The sequence below is a fragment of the Brachybacterium phenoliresistens genome (assembly GCF_039530785.1).
GTDB classification, from domain to species: Bacteria; Actinomycetota; Actinomycetes; order Actinomycetales; family Dermabacteraceae; genus Brachybacterium; species Brachybacterium phenoliresistens.
Window position 1 is genome coordinate 226718 of record NZ_BAAAOW010000005.1, and the last position, 20889, is coordinate 247606.

The following is a 20889-nucleotide window of genomic DNA, read 5'->3' on the forward strand; positions in this document are numbered from 1 at the left end:
CGATGATTCCTTCACTTGGTGGAGCCCACGAGGAGGCCGGAGACGAACTGCTTCTGGAAGGCGAAGAACACGAGCGCGGGGATGACCGCCGCGATGAGGGAGGCCGCGGCGATGACGTTCCAGCTGCTGCCGTAGCCGCCCATGAGGTTCAGCAGGGCCGCGCTGATCGGGAACTTCGCCTCGGTGCGCAGGATCGTCAGCGCCCAGATGAGGTCGTTGAAGACCCAGGTGGTCGCCAGCGCCGCGAGCGCCGCGAACGAGGGCCTGCTCAGCGGCAGCACGATCCGCCGATAGATCAGTCCGGGGCCGGCGCCGTCGAGCCGCGCGGCCTCGAACACCTCCTCGGGCAGGCCCTGCATGAAGCCGTGCAGCACGAAGGTGTAGAAGCCGATGCCGAATCCGACCTGGACCAGGATCAGGGCGCTGAGCGTGTCCTGAAGTCCGATGCCCTCGCTGATCCGAGCCACCGGGACGAGGAGGATCTGCGGGGGCAGGAGGTTGCCGGCGAGCATCGCCAGCAGGATCGTGCGGCGCCCGGGGATCCGGAACCGGCTGAGCGCGTAGGCCGCCCAGGACGACAGCGCCAGCGAGGCCAGCACGGCGAGGGCCGTCACGAGGGTGCTCACGCCGAGTGCCCGCAGCAGTCCCCCGCCGCTGAGCGCGGTGGCGAAGCCCTCGAGCGAAATCGAGGTGGGCAGGGCCGACAGCCCGCGGGCGGCGATGTCGTCGAAGGTGCGCACCGAGATCATCGCGACGAACACGATCGGGCTCATCCATAGCAGGGTCAGCGGGATCATGACGACGTGGAGCCAGGGCGAGCGCCCCGAGCGCCGGCGGCGGCGCGGCGACGATGCCGCGCCCGAGGGGACTGCGGTGCTCATGACGCCTCCTCCGTGCGGGCCTGGCGGGCCAGGTAGGTGATGATGAACCCGATCGCGAGCAGGAAGATGACCACGGCGATCGCGGAGGCGTACCCGAGGTTCCCGCTCGTGAACGCCTGCTGGAACATGTAGGTGCTCAGAAGCTGCGTGCTGTTGTACGGGCCGCCGCGCGTCATGGTCCAGACGATGTCGAAGGTGCGCAGCGAATCGATCACCGTCACCGCGAGGACGACGGTGTGCACGCCGCTGAGCTGCGGCATCACGATCCGCCAGAAGCGCTGCCAGGCGTTCGCGCCGTCGACGGCGGCGGCCTCCTCGAGCGAGGCATCGGCGCCCTTGAGCCCGGCCAGGTACAGGACCATGATGTAGCCGCACTGGCGCCAGACCGCCGCGACGAGGATCGCCGACAGCGCCAGGTCCGGGTCGGCGAGCCACTGCCGCTCCAGGTGCCCGAGCCCCAGCAGTCCCAGCGCGCTGTTGATCGGCCCGTCGGGCTGGTACATGACCCGCCAGAACAGGCCGGTGACCGCCATCGACACGACCATCGGCAGGTAGATCGCCGCCCGATAGATGCCCACCCCGCGGCCGGGCCGGTTCAGGGCGACGGCGAGCGCGAGCCCGCCCGCGACCGAGAGCAGGCCGAAGGCGATCAGCCAGTAGACCGTGTTGGCGGCGGCGGTGCGGAAGATCGGGTCGGCGGTGAGGTCGACGAAGTTCTGCAGGCCGACGCCCTCGGCCGGGGTGATGCCGTCCCAGCGCAGGGTCGCCAGGGAGAACGAGTTGACCGCCGGCCAGAACACCCAGAACGCCTCGACGACCAGCGGGATCAGCAGCATCAGCCAGATCAGCGGCGGCACCCGCCGCCATCGGGCCCGCAGGGCCGCCATCAGGAGCTCCAGACCTGCTCGGCCGCGGCCTGCCATTCCGTGAGCACGGCGTCGACGTCCTCGGGCTGCGCCAGGAACCGGGTCAGGGCGGCATCGGCCGTGGTCTGGAGGGCGTCGGAGGAGTCGCGGTTGAAGAACTGGGTGATCTCCTCGGTGGAGTTCAGCAGCTCGATGCCCTTCTGGGTGAGCGCGCTGAACCCGGAGGTGTCGACCTGCGGGGACGTGGGCAGGTTCGCCGAGCCGGACAGCTCGATGAACCTCTGCTGCTGCTCGGGGGCGGCGAGGTAGCTGAGGAAGTCGAGGGTCGCCTCCGGGTCGGAGCTGCCGGAGGCCGCGAAGAAGCCGTCGGTGGGGGCCTCCTCCGCCGTGGGGATCGACGGGTCGATCACCGGGACGGAGAAGAAGTCGAGGTCCTCGACCATGTCGGCGGGGACGTTGTTGGTCACGAACGCGCCGACCAGGTACATCGCGGCCCGGTCCTGCACGAGAGGCGTCGTGGCCTCCTGGTTCGAGTAGGAGGCCATGTCGGGGTCGAAGAACGGGATGAGGCGGGCGTACTCGGTCATCACGGTCTTCACCTCGGGGTCGGTGAAGGCGTGCTCGCCGGCCAGCAGCTCGCGGTGGTACTGGGCTCCGTTCAGGCGCAGGTTCAGGTAGTCGAACCATCCCGAGGCCATCCACGGGGTGGAGCCGATGCCGTTGGCGAGGGGGATGATCCCCTGGGCGAGGAGGGACTCGCACAGGGCGATGAACTCGTCCCAGGTCTCCGGCGGGGTGATGCCCCAGGTCGCGAAGGCGGACTTCTTGTAGAAGATCGACCACCAGTAGTAGTTGGTCGGCACGAAGCTGAACGTGCCGTCGCCGTTGTCGGACAGGCTCCTCAGCGCGGGCGAGAAGTCGGAGCAGGCGCCGCCCTCGTCCCACAGCGGGGCCACGTCCAGCAGCAGGCCCTGCGACGCGTAGGCGCGGGAGACGGAGCCCGCGTACCAGCTGTAGACGTCGGGCGGGTTCGAGGAGCGCAGGTAGTTGGTCAGCTGGGCGCGGTACTGCTCGGTGGCCACGGAGTTCATCGTCACCGGGCCGTCGTAGTCGGCGACCAGCTGCTCGAGGGCGGCCTTCGGGGCGGTGTCCTGGATCGAGTTCTGGAAGACGATGCCGTCCCCGCTCCCTCCGCCGCCCGTGCCACCGGTGGCACCGGTGCCGCTGGTGTTCACGCAGGCGGCGAGCCCTGCGGCCGTCATGCCGATCCCTGCGCTGGTGAGGATGGTCCGTCGTGACATGCGAGTGGTCTTCATCGTCCGCTCCGGTGTGCTTGTCGGGTGAGGTGGAGGTGGTGCTGTCCGCGGCGATCCGCGGCGTTCGGGACGTTCCTGGTCGGTCGAGGAGGCTCCTGCCGGTCAGGGAAGGCCGGCGCGGAAGGCGAGGCCCTCCGCGCCGTCGCCCAGGAGCATGCCGAGGTCGGCGGCATGCCGGGAGGACGCGAGCTCGGGGGCGGCGAGAGCGTCGGCCGCGGCGTCGAGCTCCCCGTCCAGGGCCTGCAGCTGCGCGCGGAGCACGGCGACCCGCCGATCCCGCACGAGGGTCGGGTCCTCCACGAACAGGAGCAGGTCGGGCAGCGAGGTCGCGAAGTAGTCCACGCTCGGCGGGGTCCCGGCGAGGCCGTCGACGAAGCCCTCGAGGTCCTGTCGCAGCGCCGTCGCCTCCGCGTCCCGGCCCAGGCGGCGCAGGGCGAGGACGCTCCAGGCGGTGGTCTCGGAGTGCTCCTGGGTCTGCATGCCGAGGAAGTCGCCCTTCTGCTCGGCGGCGCGGCGCCAGGCCTGCGAGGCGGCCTCCGGCTGCCCCCGGCGGGCATGGACGTCCCCGATCAGCAGCTCGAGCTGCGCGGTCGAGGCGAGGGGGTGGCGCGCCTCGCCGAGCTGAGCGGGCGGCGCGAGGGCGGCCTGCAGCTGCGCGAGCGCCGAGTCCGGGTCCTTGTCGGCGACGGCGCCGACGGCGAGCCGGATGCACGCCCGCTCCCAGGCCGCCAGCGCCTCCCCCTCCCCGCCCTCCCAGGGCTGGAGGCGCCGCTGCGTGAGCACGGCGGCGGCTTCCGCCGCCTCCCCGGCGCTGACCAGCAGATGCGCGAGCGCCACCTGGGCGTCGTCGCGCGCCGCCAGCAGCGGGGCGTGCTCCCGCAGATGGGCGAGGCGCTGCGCGGTGCCGTGTCCGCGCAGGGCGTCGAGCTGGTCGATCTCGAGCTGGAGTCGGGCCTCCTGCGGCGCCGCGCGGACCGCGGCGGCGTAGTGCCCGGCGGCGGCCTCCGGATCCTGCAGCCGGTTCACGGCGTCGAGGCCCAGGTTGCGGTGCACGGCGGGGTCGTCACCGCCGAGGGCGAGGCTGCGCTCCCAGGCGGCGGCGGCCTCTGCGGGCCGTCCGGCCGCGTACAGCCAGTGCCCCTGCAGCGCCGCGGCCTGCGGGTCGTGGTCGCCGGCGGCGCGCAGCGCGGCGACATCGGCCCGGCGGGAGGGGTAGGCCCAGGTCGGGTCCGCGGACAGGGCCCGTGCCCTGCTCTGCGCCGCGTCCTCGGGCCGCCCCAGCTCCTCCTGGATCGCGGCCCGGTGGTAGTCGATCAGCGGGCCGCCGGCCGTCTGCCCGAGGGGACGGGAACGGTCCGCCTCCGTGGCCTCGTCGAGCACGGCCAGCGCGGCCTCCCCTTCCCCGAATCCCGCCAGGTCGATCGCGGTGTCCAGGCAGACCTGCACATCGGCGGAGGGGGCCTGCCCGGTCAGGGCTCGGGTGAGCGCGTCCAGGGGGTTCCGGGCGAGGGCGGCGGCGAGCGCGGACCGCGCCGCCTGCTCCTGCCCCAGCCGCCGCAGGCACACGGCGCGCAGGGCGAGGGCCTGCAGGTGGTCCCCTTCGACGGCGAGGACGTCCTCGAGCCGGTGCAGCGCCATCCGTTCGCGGCCGGCGCGGGCGTCCAGACGTGCCATCCGGTAGCCGGCCGGTCCGCGCCAGGCCCGGGACCAGGAGGCCCGCGCGTGCAGGTCGTAGGCGGTCTCCTCCTCGCCCAGGGCTTCGTGGACCAGGCCCAGCAGGTACTGGGGGCGCATGTCCTGCGCGGTGGGGTGCCAGCGGGTGAGCCGGGCGACGGCCCGGGAGAGCAGGTCGCGGGCGGTCTCGAGCTCGCCGCGGCGGTAGGCGCGATCGGCGAGGCCGACGAGGCTCGCCACATGCCCGGGGTCGCGGCGCAGCGCCTCCTCCCAGTAGGGCTCCGGGGCGCGGGTGGCGTGGCGGTAGACGACCAGGTGCTCGGCGATCAGGGCGAGCTCCTCCGCGGTGGCGACCTCCCCCGGGGCGGGCGGTTCCTGCGCGGCCTGCGGCTCCGGCCGGTCCGTGCCGGCCGCCAGCTCGGCGGTGCTCCAGGCCACCAGCACGCGGCCCTCGGCGTCGGCCACCTCCACGCTCACAGGACCGTCGGCCGCGGTGTCGGCGCGCAGCTCGAGAGTGCGGCCCGGGTCGAGGTCGCCCGTCTGCTCGGCGAGGACGACACCGCCCTGGCACAGCGAGATGCGGGCGCCCGGGACGATGCGGGCCGCGGCGATGCGGGCGACGGCCCGGCCGCCGCCGAGGCGCAGGGAGACGGCGGCGTCCTCCCCCGCCCGGTCGATCGCGCCGGTGCCGCGGACCGGATACCAGCGCTGGGTGAAGGTCTTCGTCTCCCCGGGGGCGAGCTGGGCGAAGTCGGGCTGGTTGTCGGTGAACACGCCGGCCATCAGCTCGATGTAGTGAGCGCCGTCCTCGGAGAGGTTCTGCTCCCAGGCGTGCCCGAAGAGGGAGTTCCCCCAGGTCCAGTTCTTCTTGCCGACGGCGAGCCGTCGGTCGGCGACGTGCACGAACCCGACGCCGCTGGCATGGTCGTAGCCGCCGAAGAAGTCCTCGTCGCTGTGCAGGGCCATGTACGAGGTGGGCACGGGCACGCTGCGGTACCAGTCCAGGCGGTCTCCCGTGCCGGGGGTCCCATCGGCCGCGGTGAACTCCGTGTCGGCGAGCGCGGGGTAGTCGACGCCGTAGTAGGGACGGTCCGCGGCGGGGAAGGCGGTGACGGCGCGCTTGGCGTGGTCGGCGACGTAGCGGACATCGTGGGGGAAGAACACCTGGCAGTCGTCGTGGACGCGGGCGGCGGCGTTCGCCCACCACAGGAACGTCTGCTCGAGCTCGGTGCGGTTGAACAGCCGCACCGCCAGCTCGAGGGCGGAGGAGTCGGGGCGCAGGCGCACTCCGTGAAGGCCCTGGAGCCGGTCGAAGGGGTCGTGGTCCCCGCACCAGACGACGACGGAGCCGTCGGCCTCCTCCTCGATGCTCCAGTCGCTGGGCAGGAAGGTCGCCGGCCGATGGTGCTGCGGCCAGTTCAGCTCGACGCCGCCGGCGATCCACGGGCCCGCCAGGCCCACCAGAGCCGGCTTGATCACCGGGTTCGCGTAGAAGAGGTCCTCCCCGCTGACGCGGTCCCGGGCGATGTGGATGCGCCCGCCCAGCTCCGGCAGCACCACCACGTGCAGCCACGCGTTCTGCAGGTGGACGGCCTGCCACACCTGGTCCTCCGGCTCGGCCGCGATCTGGTGGTGGAACGGCAGCGGATACACGGCGCCGGAGGAGCCCTGGTAGACGCGCCGGTCGAGGTACGCGGGGAAGCGCTCCGGCGGCAGGGGGCGGTACGTCGGGATCGTGGTCGGGACCGACCAGACGGCGGCGGCGCGGTCGGCGAGCTCCGCGGGGCGCGCGGCGAGCGGGAGCAGGGACTCGGCGGTGAGCATGCCTCGACCGTAGGCAGGCGCGACGGCCGCGAGAAGGACGATCCTCTCGCCCCACATGGATGATCCGACGATCCTGTGATCGCCGGGACGCGCCGGCCGGCTGCGCTACGGTGGCCCCGTGAGCATCGGCGAGGGGTTTCCCGGCGAACGGCTGCGCATCCTCCCGCCGGCCGTCGCCCGGGCGGCGGCCGCCTCCCCGCTCACGCGCGAGCTGCTCGTCACCGACGCCGGATGGTTCCCCCGAGCCTTCCACCACGGCAGGCAGCGGCTGCACGGCGCCGGGGCGAGCGTGGTCATCGTCTGCACCGCCGGCCGCGGCTGGTGCCGCGCGACGACCGACGACAGCGCCCCGACCCTGCATGTCCGCGCGGGCCAGGCGCTCGTCCTGCCGGCGCAGCTCGGGCACCGGTACGGGTCCGTGGCCGATGATCCATGGACGATCATCTGGCTGCACGCCGCAGGGCCTCAGGCCCGCGCCTTCGAGGCGTCGCTGCCCGACGGCGGGCGGCGACCGGTCGTGATCGACCTGCACGACCGCGCCCGGATCCAGCAGCTGATGGAGGAGGTGCTGACGACGATGGAGGTCGACGACACCCTGCCCAGCCTGATCCGCACCAGCGGGGCGGCGGGGAACGTGCTGGCCCACCTCGCCGCCGATGCCGCCGCCGGGCCGCCGCTGCGCCAGGCACCGCTGCGGTTGGTGTTCGCGCATCTGCGCGACCACCTCGACCATCCGGTCGTCGTCTCTGAGCTCGCCGAGCTCGCCGGGCTCTCCCCCTCCCATTTCGCCGCGCTGTTCCGTGCCGCGACCGGCGGAGGAGTCGTCGCGTACGTGACACGCCTGCGCATCGCTCGAGCGAGCGAGCTCCTGGCGACGACCACCCTGCCGGTGGCCGAGGTGGGACGGATCGTCGGCTACGAGGACCCGCTGTACTTCTCCCGGCGATTCCGCGGCATCCAGGGCACCAGCCCGCGGATGTTCCGGGAGGCCCACCTCCACGATCCTCCCGAGCACGTTCCCCGCGGCGCGTGGCCATCGAGGCATCCGGCCGACTGAGCCCGGAGAACCGCGGGGACCCTCCGAAGGGTGCCGGCGCCCTCAGACGCCGGGGTCGCGCTCGGCGACGGCGTCCTTCTCGGCGTCTTCCGCCTGCTCCGTGATGAACGCGCTGAAGATCTCCGAGCGCAGCGCGCCGACCTTCTTCGTCAGCGCCGTCCGATCGGCCTTGGACGCACCGGGGGCCTTGAGGATCTGGGCGGCGCGCTCGCAGCGGTCCAGACGCTGGGACCACTCCGTGGCCTTGCGCGCCTCGTCGTCGTCATCGGCGGATTCGGCGAGGTAGGCGACCTGGTCGCGCAGCACCTGGATCGTCTCGAGCTGATCGTCGCCGGTGCCGCCGCGCAGCCCGGACAGCCAGGTGGCCTGCTCCTTGATGGTGTCCAGCAGCTCGGGGTTCTTCGAGATCGACCGGACCGCCTGGACCGCGAGCGGTCCGATCCAGGCGACAGCCTTCAGGACTGCGCTGAACTTGCTCGACTTGGCCATGGTCTCCTCCGTCCGCAGGGTCCGACCAGGCTATGGCACGGCGGGTTCACGGTCCGCGGTACCCCCGCCGCTCCAGCCGCTCGTTGATGCCCTTGAACACCTTGCCCAGGCCCGTCGGCTCCGCGTCCTCGGGCTCCTCGGGAGTCTCCACGAAGTCGACGATCGCGCGCATCGTCGCCATGTCGATGCTGGGCATGCCGCCCTCGAGCAGCACGCCGATCCGCTGGCCGATGCGCGTCTCGTAGGCGTCGGCGTCGGCATCTCCTCGCCGGTCACGGGCCTGGTCCAGCCGTTCCCGCATGAGTCGGGCGGCGGTGGCGGACATGGCCACGGGCTCGGGGTGGCCGGCGACGGTGATGTGCTCCATGGTGGCGTCCCTCGGTTCAGGTCGAAGTGCACGGGGTTGCCGGCTGCACGACCTGGGCCTCTGCGACCGGCGACCCTTGCACAGTAGCGGAGGCGTCCGGGGAGGTGGAGAGTCAGCTCACCGGTCCACGTCGAGGGAGAACGTCGCCGACAGCAGCAGCGCCGCGGCGCCCAGGAGCGTGGAGCGGTCGTCGTCGGCGACGGCGACGACCCGGGGCAGGGAGCGGCGCCGGTTGAGCATCGCCCCGAGCTCCTCGGTGATGATCTGCTCGACCCGGCTTCCGCCGTGGCCCACGTCGCCATGGATCACGTACTGCTGCAGTCCGAGGATCTGCTCGAGGTCGGCGATGCCCTGGGCCACGTTCGTGAGGTAGCGGCGCAGGAGATCACCGGCGGCGGGATCGCTCGCCTCCCGCGCGACGAGGAGGGAGCAGGTCATCTGCTGCGCGTCCGGCAGGCCGGCGCGCGCGGCCTCGCGGCGCAGCCAGGGAAGCGTGGCCACCGTCTCCCAGCAGCCGATGCGCCCGCACACGCACCGCTCGCCGTCCGCGTCCACCACCATGTGCCCGATCTCGCCACCGCCCCCGTGGTCCCCGCGCAGCACTCGGCCGCTGTGCACGATGCCCACGCCGAGGACCTCACCGGTGAACAGCGAGCCGAAGGTGGTGAGCTCCCGCCCCTCGCCGAACCAGAGATCCCCGATCGCCTGCACCCGAGGGTGGTGGTCGACGGCGACCGGAGTCCCGAGCCGCTCGGTGAGCAGCGCCGCGACCGGCATCCCCGTCAGGCCCGGCGCCCGGTAGATGTCCAGGATCTCGCCGAGGTCGGTGTCGATCATGCCCGCTGCGGCGACGCCGATCCCGAGGAGCGTGGTGTCGGCGAAGAACGCCTCGCACTCGGCGAGGATCCCGTCCACCTCGTGCTCCGGCTCGAGAGCGGCACGACTCTCCCGCAGCACCTCACCGTCCATCCGGAGCACGGCGCAGTGCACCTCGTCCCCGGCGATGTACACGCCTCCCAGCAGCACCGCATCGCTGAACCACAGGGGCCTCGCCGGCTTCCCGGCACGGCCGACGCCGTCGCGGGCGCCGTGCGGGACCGGATTCCGCTCCACGAGCAGACCGGCGTCGAGGGCGGGCTGGAGGATCGTGCCCACGGTGGCGCGGCTGACCCCGAGCGCGGCCGCGAGCTCGGCGCGGCTCTGCGGTCCGTCGCGGTGCAGCAGGCGGATCAGCCGGGACCGATTGGCGGCGCCGACGTCCGCGGCGGTCAGCACCGAGGCATCGCTCATCCCTGCCGCCCTCTTCCCTGGTCGCCGCACCGTGCCGGGCCGTCCTGGACCTGCATCGCCATCCTCCGCCCCGGGGCCCGATCACGATCGTATCTCGCCCGCAGACACGTCTGGACGGCGCCCCGATTAGTTTGTAGTGTCCTCCAACATATTCCATCGTCCGAGTGCACAGGAGCACCGCCCATGACACATCCCCGCATCGCGATCGTCGGCGGCGGCATCCGCGGCCGGATCTTCGCCGAGACCACCCACCACCACCCTGCAGCGGAGCTCGTCGCGATCTGCGAGCCGAACCCGTCGCGCGCCCAGCAGCTCGCCGGTGACCTCGGCGTGCCCGCCCACCCCTCGATCGAGGCCCTGCTGGAGGACGGTGCGGGCGTCGACGCGGTCGTCGTCGCGACCCCGGACTTCGCCCACGAGCAGCCCGCGGTCGCCGCCCTCGAGGCCGGACTCGACCTCCTGGTCGAGAAGCCGCTGGCGACCACCTCCGAGGAGGCCGAGCGCATCATCGCCGCCGCCGAGCGGGGAGGCGGCCGGATCGTGGTCGGCTTCGAGAACCGCTGGAACCCGCTGTTCGGTGCGGTGCGACAGCAGCTGCGCGAGGACGGCCACGCCCTCATCTCCCAGCGCGCCCTGCTGCAGGACACGGTCTTCGTGCCGACGCAGATGCTCGGCTGGGCCGCGCTCTCCAGCCCCGCCTGGTTCCTCATGCCGCACTCCCTGGACATGGCCACCTGGCTCTCCGACGCCGAGCCCGTCGAGGTCCACGCCCGCGGGGTCAAGCGCCTCCTGCCGTCCCTCGGGGTGGACACCTGGGACCGCATCTCCGCGAGCTTCGCCATGTCCGACGGCTCGATCCTCGACCTCGACAGCGGCTGGGTGCAGCCCCAGGGCAAGCCCTCGGTCTTCGAGTTCCGCTTCGAGATCGAGACCGAGGCCGATGCCTACGTCCTCGACATCGACGCCACGGGCGCCCGCCGCGCCACCTCCGAGCGCACGAGCGCGATCGGCGCCCCCGCCCACGACCGTCGCGGCCGCCCGCAGGGCGTCGCCGCGGACATGATGCGCGACTTCCTGGACGCCGTCGGCGGGGCCGACGTCGACCTCCCCGGAGCCGCCCACGGCCTGCTGATCACCCGAGCCATCGAAGCCGTCCACCGGTCACTGGAGACCGGTGCCGTCCAGCCGATCACCTCCTGAAGGGAACCGATCCCATGTCCCGCACCACGCTCTCCACCACCCGCCGCTCCCTGCTCGGAGCCGGGGCAGCCGCCGGCGCCCTCGGACTCGCCGCCTGCGTCCCGCCGGACTCCACGACCTCCGGGGGCGGAGGCTCGGACGGCGAGGCCCAGGGCGGCAGCGCCCTCGTACCCGAGGACGCCTCTCTCGAGGGCACCGAGATCTCGATCCTCGACGACAACACCAACCTGGTGTTCAAGGAGGGCCTGATCGAGACCTTCCAGCAGGAGACCGGCATCATCGTCAAGAACTACGAGATGGCGAACTTCAACGACCTGCACGACCGGTTCGCGACCGCCTTCGCCGCCCAGGACGCCTCGATCGACGTGGTCATGACCTGGGCGGGCTGGTCCGCCGAGTTCGGCCAGGCCGGGTGGCTGCAGGAGCTCTCCCCCGAGGCGATCCCCGATGACCTCATCCGGCCGGCGCTGGACGCGGTCTCCTGGGACTCGACCGTCTACGGCCTGCCGAAGTTCGCGAGCGTCCAGACCATGTTCTGGAACAAGGAGCACTACGCGGCGGCCGGCCTGGACCCCGACACCGCCCCCGAGACCTGGGACGAGTTCGTGGAGGCCGCCAAGGCGACCACGATCGACGGCCGCTACGGCTACTGCTGCGACATGGGGAATCCTGCGGGCGCCTACCAGAACTTCCTGCGCTCCCTGCTCCTGGCCGGCGGAGAGCTGTACACGGCGGACTGGACGCCTCAGCTGGACAGCGAGGCGGGCATCGAGGGCCTCACGAAGATGGTCGAGCTGCTGCACCTGCACAAGGCGATGGACCCCGCATCGCTGCAGATCACCAATGCCTCGGACCTCATCGAGGTCTTCTCGCAGGGCCGCACCTCGTCCGTCTTCAACTGGCCCTTCCAGTGGGCATCGGCTACTGCCGAGGGGGCCGTGACCTCGGCCGAGACCACCGGGAACGGGCTGATCCCGGGGATCGCCGTCCGTTCGGCCTCGATCGACGGGTCCGAGGGCTACGCGATCAGCACCTTCTCGGCGAACAAGCAGGCCGCGCTGAAGTGGCTCCAGTTCGCCTCCGGAGCCACCGCGCAGAAGCAGATCGTGGAGAAGGAAGGCTGGTTCCCCGTCTCCCAGGCCACTCTCGAGGACCCCGCGACGCTCGAGGCGCTGCCGGTGGTGGCGACCTACGAGCAGGCCACCGAGCACCCCGTGCAGCGCTACGGCACGCCCTGGTCGAACGAGCTCGACCAGCTCCTGTCCGTGCAGGTCTTCCGCGCCATGAACCAGGAGGCAGAGCCCGCCGAGGCGCTGAAGACCGCACAGCAGGAGCTGCTGCCGATCGTCGAGAAGTACATGGGGTGAGGGCATGACGCGCCGCACGCTCACCGCCGGGGAGCGCGGGGACCGCCGATTCGCGATCCTCGCGGCCTCCCCCGCCGTGCTCACCATCGGAGCGCTGTTCCTCTACCCGCTGCTGTACGCGGTGATGCTCTCGCTCTACCAGATGAACGACAAGCTGCCCGGGGCCACGCAGTTCGTGGGCCTGTGGAACTACGCCCAGATCGCGACGGACGCGAACTTCCGCCAGGCGCTCGTGCGCACGCTCGTGTTCTCGATCTTCACCGTGCTCGGCGGGGTCGCGCTGGCCGTCGGCATCGCCAGACTGCTGCAGCATCCGTTCCGGGGTCGGAACCTCGCGCGGGTCCTGCTGCTGGTCCCGTGGGCGGTGCCCCCGGTCGTCAACGGCATCATGTGGAAGCTGATCTTCGACGGCACCTACGGGGTCGCGAACTCCGCCCTGGCCGGCCTCGGGCTCATCGGCCGCCCGATCCAGTGGCTCGCGGACCCGCAGCTGATCATGGGCGTCCTGATCCTGTCCGAGGTCTGGAAGCTCACCCCCTTCCTCGCCCTGATGACGATCGCCTCGATGCAGGCGATCCCCTCGAACATCTACCGCGCGGCGGCGATCGACGGCGCCGGGAGCTGGGCCCAGTTCTGGAAGGTCACGCTGCCGAACCTGCGCGGCACGCTCATGTTCCTGCTCATCGTGCAGTCCATGTGGTCGATCAAGGTGTTCGACACGATCTACGTCCTCACCGGAGGCTCCGGCGGTCCGGCGGAGGCGACCACGACGGTCAACTTCCTGGCCTACCTGACCACCTTCAGCTACCTGGACCGCGGCTACGGCGCGGCGATGTCGATCACCATCATGGGCATCGTCATCGCGACCACGATCTTCTGGATCCTGCTGCTGGGCCGACGGAAGGAGAAGTCGACATGATCGCCCGCACCCTCATCCACCGCGCGCTCGTGGTGCTGCTGGTGCTGTACCTCGTCGTGCCGTTCGGATGGATGGTGGTCTACAGCGCCTTCCCCTCCAGCAATCTGCGATCCGCGAGGATGGACCTCTCCCCCGCAGACCTCACGCTCGCCAGCTACACGGCGCTGCTCTCGGACAGCACCTTCCTCGTCCCGATCCGCAACTCCCTGATCGTCGCCGCCGCGACCACCCTCATCTGCATGGCGCTCGGATCGCTGTGCGCGTACGTCTTCGCCCGCTTCCGCTTCCGGGGTCAGCAGACTCTCCTGCTGGGGATGATGGCGGTCCAGGCGATCCCCGCCGTGGTCCTCGCCGTGCCCTTGTTCGTGCTGCTGCGGTCCTTCGGCCTCTACGACTCGATGCTCGGCATGATCCTCACCTACACGGCGTTCATCCTGCCGCTGGTGATCTGGATGATGGTCAGCTTCTTCGAGTCCATCCCGGTGAACCTGGAGAAGGCGGCCCGTGTCGACGGCTGCACCCGCCTGGGCATCGTGCGGCGCGTGGTGCTGCCGCTGTCCGAACCGGGACTGGCCGCCGCCTCGATCTTCGCGTTCATCACCGCATGGAGCGACTTCTTCCTCGCGAAGGTCCTCACCTCGAACAACACTCCGCTGCTGCCGGTGCGCACCGCCGCCTTCCAGGGCATCTTCGCCATGGACTACACCGCGGCCGCCACCGCCGGCGTGATCACCGCGCTGCCCGTGCTGGTGCTCGCGCTCCTCGCGCAGAAGTGGATCGTCCAAGGAATCACCGAAGGAGCAGTGAAGGGCTGATGGCAGAGATCCAGCTGCAGGGAGTCAGCAAGAAGTACTCCCCGAAGGACGAGCGGTACGCCGTCGAGCACCTCACGTACACCATTCCCGACGGCAGCTTCGTCTCGCTGCTGGGCCCCTCCGGCTGCGGGAAGTCGACCACCCTGAACATGATCGCCGGCCTCGAGTCCGTCACCGATGGTTCGATCGTGGTCGACGGAAGGGCGGTCGAGGACCTCGAGCCGCACAAGCGCGACCTCGCCTTCGTGTTCCAGGACTACGCGCTCTACCCGCACCTGAGCGTCGCGGACAACATCGCGTTCGGTCTGAGGATGCGGAAGCTGCCGAAGGCGGAGATCGAGCAGCGCGTCCTCGAAGCGGCCACGAAGCTCGAGCTGGAGAACCACCTGCGTCGCCGCCCCAAGGCGCTCTCCGGCGGCCAGCGCCAGCGGGTCGCACTCGCCCGGGCCATCGCCCGCCGGCCCGGCGTCCTGCTGTTCGACGAGCCGCTCTCGAACCTCGATGCGCTGCTGCGCGACAAGACCCGCGCGGAGCTGAAGATCCTGCACGCGGAGATCGGCGCCACCAGCGTCTACGTCACCCACGACCAGGAGGAGGCGATGAGCCTCTCCGACCGGATCGCCGTGATGAGCGCCGGCCGACTCGAGCAGTACGGCACTCCAGCGGAGATCTACCGGACCCCCGCCACCGAGTTCGTCGCCGGGTTCGTGGGCAAGCCGCGGATGAACATCGTCGACGCCGCCGCCGTCGGCCCGCACCGCGTCCGCATCGAAGGCACCGACCTCGAGGTCGATGTCCCCGACGCCGATCTCACCGGGTGCGACACGGTGCGGCTGGGTCTGCGCCCCACCGAGTGCTCCCTCGCCCCGGGAACCGCGGCGGAGCACGACGGCACGGTCCTCGTGGTCGAACCGCTCGGCAATGCCACCGACGTCCTCGTCCAGGTCGCCGACGGCGAGTTCGTGGTGCGGGAGCCCGGATTCTCCTCCCGCCGTCCCGGGGACCCGGTCCGGCTCGACACCCGCGCCGCGGCACCCCACGTGTTCGACGCCCGGACGCACCAGCGTCTGTGATCGCTCCGGGACAGCTCCGAGCGCCCCCGAAGTGAGGGCCGGGACCGGACGGCCGGCCCGGGACGGACCGGGCCGGCCGTCCCCTTCCCGGAACGCGGGGGGACGGACTGGGCCGGTCGTCCCCTTCCCGGAACGCGGGGGCCGCCTCCCCCGCCCTGGCCGCCCGTCACGCCTCCGATCCTGGAGCCGGGCCGTCCCGACCGGTCGTCCGAACCGGCCGTCTCGACTGGCTCACGCACACCTTCACCCCACCGCCCATGGTCTATAGGATCGGGAGGGTCCTCACCGCTTCCAGCGTCGGCAGCGTGCACACACCCCCGTCCCGCGCTGGAGCCCCCGTGACCTCGCCTTCCGTCGCCCCGCCCGCCCCGTTGTCCCCCGGCCGCCTGCGCCTGGTCATCCTCGCGATGTCGCTGGGCGCCTTCGCGATCGGCACCACCGAGTTCGCGAGCATGGGGCTGCTGCCGCAGATCGCCTCCTCCCTGGACGTGTCGATCCCGCAGGCCGGCATGCTCATCACCCTGTACGCGCTCGGCGTGGTCATCGGCGCACCGCTGGTGACCATCGCCGCGGTGCGGATGCCCCGCTCCCAGCTGCTGGTGCTGCTCATCGCCCTGATCGGCCTGGGGAACCTGCTCTCGGCGATCGCCCTGGACTTCACGGTGCTGGCCGCGGCCCGCTTCGTCGCGGGCCTGCCGCACGGCGCCTTCTTCGGCGTCGCCTCCCTGGTCGCGGCGCGGCTGTCCCCCGCCAACCAGCGCGCCCGCTCCGTGTCCCTGGTGATGCTGGGCCTGACCATAGCGACGATGCTCGGCGTGCCCGCCTCGACCGCGCTCGGCCAGGCCGTCGGCTGGCGCTCCGCCTACCTGATCGTCGTGGTGATCGCCGCGGCCAGCACCCTGGCTATCTGGCGCCTGGTGCCCGAGCCCGAGGGCGCCGGCGCCACCGGCTCGATCCGCGGGGAGCTGCGGGCCCTGCAGCGCGCGCAGGTGTGGCTGGGCCTGGGCATGGGGGCCATCGGCTTCGGCGGCATGTTCGCGGTGTACAGCTACATCGGCGAGATCGTGCCCGGCGTGCTGGGCCTGGGCATGGGCGCCGTGCCGCTGGCGCTGTTCGTGTTCGGCGTCGGCATGACCATCGGCAACCTCGTCGCCGGGCGCCTGGCGGACCGCAGCATCTACGGGACGATCTTCCTGGGGCTCGTGGGCATGGCCGGGAGCCTCGCGGTGTTCGCCCTGGTCGCCCACCAGGCCGTCGCCGGGATGGTCCTGCTGTTCGCGATCGCGGTGACCTCACAGCTGATGGGCCCATCCCTGCAGCTGTTCCTGCTGGACGCCTCGCCGGACGCCCCCTCGCTCGCGGCGGCCCTGCACCACTCGGCGCTGAACATCGGCAACTCCCTGGGCGCGGCGCTGGGCGCGGCCGTCCTCGCCGCCGGCTGGGGCCTGCTCGCCCCCGCCTGGACCGGCGTGGTGCTGGCGATCCTGGGCCTCGGCGTGGCGAGCTGGTCGCTGCTGGTGCACCGGCGCCAGCGGGCGCGGGTCGTGGCGGCGGCGCCGGTCGCGGCCGAGGTGCCGGTGGGCTGATCAGCCGACGGGCGGAACGCTGGGCGACCGATCCGGCCTTCGTGCGGCGCGCGGCCGTCCGATCCGGCCATGATGCGGCGCGGGGCCGGCCGATCCCGCAGCACCCGCCGGGCCAGGGGCCCCTGCCCCGGGTCGACCGGAGACAGACGGCGGTCTGAGGGCCGCGAGCCAGGCGATTGCCTGGTCCGCGGACCTCAGGCAGCCGTTCGTGCTCGCGCAGGGCGGGGCCGGCCCCGAGGCGGCGCCGCCGCGCCTCCTCTCGACCGGGCCCCTCGACCCCGCCACTACACTCGACCGCAGGCCCTCCCCCTTCCCCACCCCCCACCCCCTCCCCACCGTCAGAAGGATGCGCTCATGGCGACGTCGAAGCTCCTCGCGGGGATGACGACGCCTCCTGCGCTGTCCACGCTGGTGGCGGATCAGCTGCGGGAGATGATCACGAGCGGCCATCTGGCCCCCGGCGAGCGCCTCAAGGAGGCCGAGCTCGCGGAGTCGATGACCGTCAGCCGCGGACCGGTGCGGGAGGCGATCACGCTGCTCAGCCGCGAGGGGCTGGTCGAGGTGCAGCGGCACCGCGGGGCGCGGGTGATCACCCTGTCCTACGAGGACATCGAGGAGATCTACTCGCTGCGCCTGGCGATCGAGCGCCTGGCCATGGAGCGCTGCGCCGAGCGCGCCGACGCCCGGGTCCTCGCCCAGCTGGACGAGGTCATCGAGCAGATGCGCACCATCGCCTCGGATGCGCCGGGCGACGAGCACGTGCGCCTGGATCTCGAGTTCCACGACCTCGTCTACGCCGCGGCCGATCATGCGCGCCTCGAGCGGACCTGGGGGATGCTGCGAAGCCAGGTCTCGATGTTCCTCAACGCCCGCACCGACCGCACGGACTTCCGCGCGAAGCTGCACCAGGAGCACCAGGAGATGCGGGATGTCCTCGCCTCCGGCGACCCGCAGGCGTCCGTCGCCGCGATCGAGAAGCACATCGGCTGGACGCTGCGGCAGATCCGCAAGATGCGCGCCCTCGAGCACGGGCCGGACGAGACGGGTCCGCTGTCGGGCCCGGGACCGGAGGGCAAGACCGGGCTCTGAGCCCGGCCGGCTCGGCGCCCGCGCCGCCGGCCCGGCCGTCGTCCCGGTCCTCGCCCCCGCCGTCGCAGCGGCCGAACCACCCCGTTCTCGTAGATTGTTGACAATCTGCAATCCGTGTCCCTAGGCTGAGCGGCAGGTCGACGGGCCCCACCGGGCCCCTCCCCTCCGACGGGCCCATCGGCCCCGCACGTCCGGCGGCGAAGCAGCCGCCACGACCGCAGCACCCCAGGTTTCCGGCACCACCGCAGTTCCCGGCACCACGTCCTCGTGCATGCCGCGTCCTCCGTCTCCGACTCCTCCGCACCCGGCGACTCCGAGCCCCGGAGCACCCGAGCTCCGGAGCGCCCGAGCTCCAGGGCACCCGGGCTCCTCGCCCCCCGGCACCCACGCCCGGACCGCTCCCCGAGCACCGCCGCTCCACCCCGACAGCCCCCGAGAACGCCCGACAGCCCCTCCCGAAAGGCAGTGACCGCGCGTGTCCACGACCGCCCAGCCCACCCACGTGAACCTCACCAGCAGCCAGGCCTTCCCGCCCCACGCCCCCAGCGATCCGCACGCCCCGCACGTCACCGCCGCCCGGGTGGAGATCGACGCCGCCCGCGAGACCGGGGACCTGACCCGGCTGTGGGAGAGCGTCGGCTTCGACGAGATCAACTGGACGTACACGCCCACCGGACGGCACCTGCTGAACACCTTCGGCGAGCTCACCCAGACCGGATTCCACATCCGCCCGCACTACGCGCTGTGCTCGGGATCCGGCTTCGGGCTGCCGCACTGGGGCAGCGGGAACGTCTACCACGAGGACGCGGAGGGCACCCCGTCCTACGACTTCACCATCCTCGACCAGGCCTACGACGCGATCGTCGAGGGCGGCCACCATGTGCTGGTCGAGATCGGCTTCACCCCGAAGGACCTGCTCCCGCCGGAGGCGGAGGAGCTCACCGTCACCTCCAGCCCCACCGTGTACTCCGCCTACGAGGCCGGCCAGTGGGCCTACCCGCCGCGGGACTACGACCGCTGGCGGGATCTCGTCGCCGCCGTCGCCGCGCACTGCCTGGAGCGCTACGGCGCGCAGGAGGTCGACACCTGGCTGTGGGAGCTGTGGAACGAGCCGGACATCTTCTACTGGCGCGGCACCCCGCAGCAGTTCCACGAGCTGTACGCGGCGACCGTCGAGGGCGTGCGCAGCGTGCTGCCGCAGGCGAAGGTCGGCGGGCCGGCGGTCACCGGCGGCGGCACCGAGTTCCTGCACGGATTCCTCGCCTACACCGACGAGCACGACCTGCCGCTGGACTTCGTCTCCTTCCACACCAAGGGCTCGAACTTCACGCCGTGGCGCGTGTACGGGCCCACCGGCGGCGACGCCCCGGAGCAGCAGAGCCCCTCGGCGCACAAGATGCTCCACGAGGTGCGCTCGATGCTGCAGGTGATGGCGCAGTTCCCCGCCTACCGCACCCTGCCGGCGATCATCGACGAGTGCGATGCGGGCGTCCCCGCCCACTTCTCGTTCTACGACAACGCCAACTTCCGCTTCCAGAACACCGAGTACTTCCCGGTGTTCCAGGTGAAGCTCATGAAGAAGCTGCTGGACCTGTCCGAGGCCGAGGGCGCGAACGTCCAGCAGGCCACCAGCTGGAGCTTCTACTTCGAGGGCGAGCGGTTCTTCGAGGGCACCCGCGCCTTCCTCACCGCGGATCGCATCGAGAAGCCGCTGCTGAACGCCTACCGCCTGCTCGCCCACCTGGGCCCGCGGCGCCTGGCCGCCACCAGCGACGCCGCCCACGGGGTCGAGCTGCTGGATGCGGCACAGGGCCGCTCCATGCCGGAGGAGGTCGACGTGCTCGCCTCCCGGCACGAGGACGGCCGCATCGCCGCCGCGGTGTGGCGCCACACCGACGACCAGTACCGCACGGCCGATGCCCCCACCCCGGTCTCCCTCACGGTGCGGGGCCTGGAGGCCGGTGCGTACCGGCTGACCCATCACCGCATCGACGCGGAGCACTCCAACAGCCACACCGTGTGGCAGCGGCTCGGCGCCCCGCAGGTGCCCTCGCCCGAGCAGCTCGCGCAGATCCATGCCCGCGAGGGCCTCGAGGAGCTCGCCGAGCCCGTCGAGGTGCGGGCCGGCGCCGAGGGCACGCTCGAGCTCACGGTCGAGCTGCCGCTGCCGGCCGTGTCCCTGCTGGTGCTGGAGCCCGTCCGATGAGCCCGGCCCCCGCCGCCCCGATGACCGCTTCCGCCCTCATCGCCCCGGGAGTGGAGGTGCCGCAGCTGGGCCTGGGCGTCTTCCAGATCGACCCCGACCAGGTGCAGCCCGTGGTGGAGACCGCCCTCGAGGTCGGCTACCGCCACGTCGACACCGCCGCCGCCTACAACAACGAGGCCGGCGTCGGCGCGGCCCTGCGCGCCGCGGGCCTGCCCCGCGAAGAGGTGTTCGTGACCTCGAAGCTGCGCAACGGCGAGCAGGGCTACGACGCCGCCCTGCGCGCCGCCGCCGACACCCTGGACCGGCTGGGGCTGGAGCAGCTGGACCTGTACCTCATCCATTGGCCGAACCCGGCCGCGGGGCTGTGGCAGGAGACCTGGCGGGCCTTCGAGCGCCTCCACGCCGAGGGCGTCGTGCGCGCCATCGGCGTCTCCAACTTCCTGCCCGAGCACCTGCGCGAGCTCGCCGCCCTCGCCCAGGTGATGCCCGCCGTCAACCAGATCGAGCTGCATCCCAGCCATGCCCGCGCCGATCTCGTCGCCCTCCAGCGCGAGCTGGGCGTGGCGGTGGAGAGCTACTCGCCGCTGGGCCAGGGCGGGGACCTCGAGGACCCGGTGATCGCCGCGATCGCCGCCGAGCTCGGGGCCACGCCCGCCCAGGTGGTGCTGCGCTGGCACATCCAGCACGGCTACGTGGTCATCCCCAAGACCACCTCCCGGGACCGGCTGGTCGAGAACCTCGACGTGGGCGGCCTGTCCCTGGCCCCGGAGCAGATGGCCCGCATCGATGCCCTCGAGCGCGGCCACCGCATCGGCAACGACCCGGCGACCTTCGCCATCAGCCAGATCCGCTGACCGGCCATGTTCCCGC

At 72.0% G+C, this 20889-nt stretch carries 17 protein-coding genes; 10 read left to right on the plus strand and 7 right to left on the minus strand.

Annotation, left to right across the window (positions count from 1 at the left end; genetic code table 11):
* Positions 1–11: 11 nt before the first annotated feature.
* The 4 genes from ABD234_RS12765 to ABD234_RS12780 form a co-directional block, all read right to left on the minus strand.
* Entirely contained in the window at positions 12–881 is an 870-nt protein-coding gene (locus ABD234_RS12765; RefSeq protein WP_344356774.1) for a carbohydrate ABC transporter permease, read from the minus strand.
* Positions 878–1768 (minus strand): carbohydrate ABC transporter permease, encoded by an 891-nt coding sequence (locus ABD234_RS12770; RefSeq protein WP_344356777.1) that lies wholly within the window; start codon positions 1766–1768, stop codon positions 878–880. The genes ABD234_RS12765 and ABD234_RS12770 overlap by 4 nt, the downstream gene beginning before the upstream one ends.
* Entirely contained in the window at positions 1768–3048 is a 1281-nt protein-coding gene (locus tag ABD234_RS12775; RefSeq protein ID WP_344356780.1) for an ABC transporter substrate-binding protein, read from the minus strand. Before ABD234_RS12775 ends, ABD234_RS12770 begins: the two co-directional genes overlap by 1 nt.
* A gap of 117 nt (positions 3049–3165) precedes the next feature.
* Complete coding sequence (locus tag ABD234_RS12780) at positions 3166–6561, minus strand: DUF5107 domain-containing protein (protein WP_344356783.1); 3396 nt, start codon at positions 6559–6561, stop codon at positions 3166–3168.
* A gap of 118 nt (positions 6562–6679) precedes the next feature.
* Here ABD234_RS12780 and ABD234_RS12785 point away from each other — a divergent pair, with 118 nt between their 5' ends.
* Positions 6680–7618 carry a helix-turn-helix domain-containing protein gene (locus ABD234_RS12785; protein ID WP_344356786.1) on the plus strand — a complete coding sequence of 313 codons (939 nt, stop codon included), beginning with the start codon at positions 6680–6682 and terminating at the stop codon, positions 7616–7618.
* 42 nt (positions 7619–7660) lie between these two features.
* Here the strand turns inward: ABD234_RS12785 and ABD234_RS12790 are convergent, their stop codons facing one another.
* From ABD234_RS12790 to ABD234_RS12800, 3 genes are all read right to left on the minus strand, one after another.
* A complete protein-coding gene (locus ABD234_RS12790) occupies positions 7661–8107 on the minus strand; it encodes a hypothetical protein (protein WP_344356790.1) in 447 nt (148 codons plus the stop codon).
* Positions 8108–8153: 46 nt separating this feature from the next.
* On the minus strand, positions 8154–8474 hold the full coding sequence (locus ABD234_RS12795; RefSeq protein ID WP_344356792.1) for a hypothetical protein: 321 nt from the start codon (positions 8472–8474) through the stop codon (positions 8154–8156).
* 117 nt (positions 8475–8591) lie between these two features.
* Positions 8592–9764: an ROK family transcriptional regulator gene (locus ABD234_RS12800; protein ID WP_344356794.1), complete on the minus strand. Its 1173-nt coding sequence runs from the start codon at positions 9762–9764 to the stop codon at positions 8592–8594.
* 183 nt (positions 9765–9947) lie between these two features.
* Here ABD234_RS12800 and ABD234_RS12805 point away from each other — a divergent pair, with 183 nt between their 5' ends.
* The 9 genes from ABD234_RS12805 to ABD234_RS12845 all read left to right on the plus strand — a co-directional run bounded on the left by ABD234_RS12805 (position 9948) and on the right by ABD234_RS12845 (position 20873).
* Positions 9948–10964: a Gfo/Idh/MocA family protein gene (locus ABD234_RS12805; RefSeq protein WP_344356796.1), complete on the plus strand. Its 1017-nt coding sequence runs from the start codon at positions 9948–9950 to the stop codon at positions 10962–10964.
* A 14-nt stretch (positions 10965–10978) separates the two neighbouring features.
* A complete protein-coding gene (locus ABD234_RS12810) occupies positions 10979–12331 on the plus strand; it encodes an ABC transporter substrate-binding protein (protein WP_344356799.1) in 1353 nt (450 codons plus the stop codon).
* Positions 12332–12335: 4 nt separating this feature from the next.
* Positions 12336–13250 (plus strand): carbohydrate ABC transporter permease, encoded by a 915-nt coding sequence (locus tag ABD234_RS12815; RefSeq protein WP_344356803.1) that lies wholly within the window; start codon positions 12336–12338, stop codon positions 13248–13250.
* Entirely contained in the window at positions 13247–14065 is an 819-nt protein-coding gene (locus ABD234_RS12820) for a carbohydrate ABC transporter permease (protein WP_344356805.1), read from the plus strand. The genes ABD234_RS12815 and ABD234_RS12820 overlap by 4 nt, the downstream gene beginning before the upstream one ends.
* Positions 14065–15138, plus strand: coding sequence for an ABC transporter ATP-binding protein (locus ABD234_RS12825; protein WP_344356807.1), 1074 nt, complete (start codon positions 14065–14067; stop codon positions 15136–15138). Before ABD234_RS12820 ends, ABD234_RS12825 begins: the two co-directional genes overlap by 1 nt.
* A 338-nt stretch (positions 15139–15476) precedes the next feature.
* Entirely contained in the window at positions 15477–16724 is a 1248-nt protein-coding gene (locus tag ABD234_RS12830) for an MFS transporter (RefSeq protein ID WP_344356810.1), read from the plus strand.
* A gap of 354 nt (positions 16725–17078) precedes the next feature.
* The gene (locus ABD234_RS12835) at positions 17079–17813 is read left to right on the plus strand and encodes a GntR family transcriptional regulator (protein ID WP_344356813.1); all 735 of its coding nucleotides are present in this window, start codon (positions 17079–17081) and stop codon (positions 17811–17813) included.
* 475 nt (positions 17814–18288) lie between these two features.
* A complete protein-coding gene (locus tag ABD234_RS12840; protein ID WP_344356815.1) occupies positions 18289–20019 on the plus strand; it encodes a GH39 family glycosyl hydrolase in 1731 nt (576 codons plus the stop codon).
* Complete coding sequence (locus ABD234_RS12845; protein WP_344356818.1) at positions 20016–20873, plus strand: aldo/keto reductase; 858 nt, start codon at positions 20016–20018, stop codon at positions 20871–20873. Before ABD234_RS12840 ends, ABD234_RS12845 begins: the two co-directional genes overlap by 4 nt.
* The last annotated feature ends 16 nt before the right edge of the window (positions 20874–20889 follow it).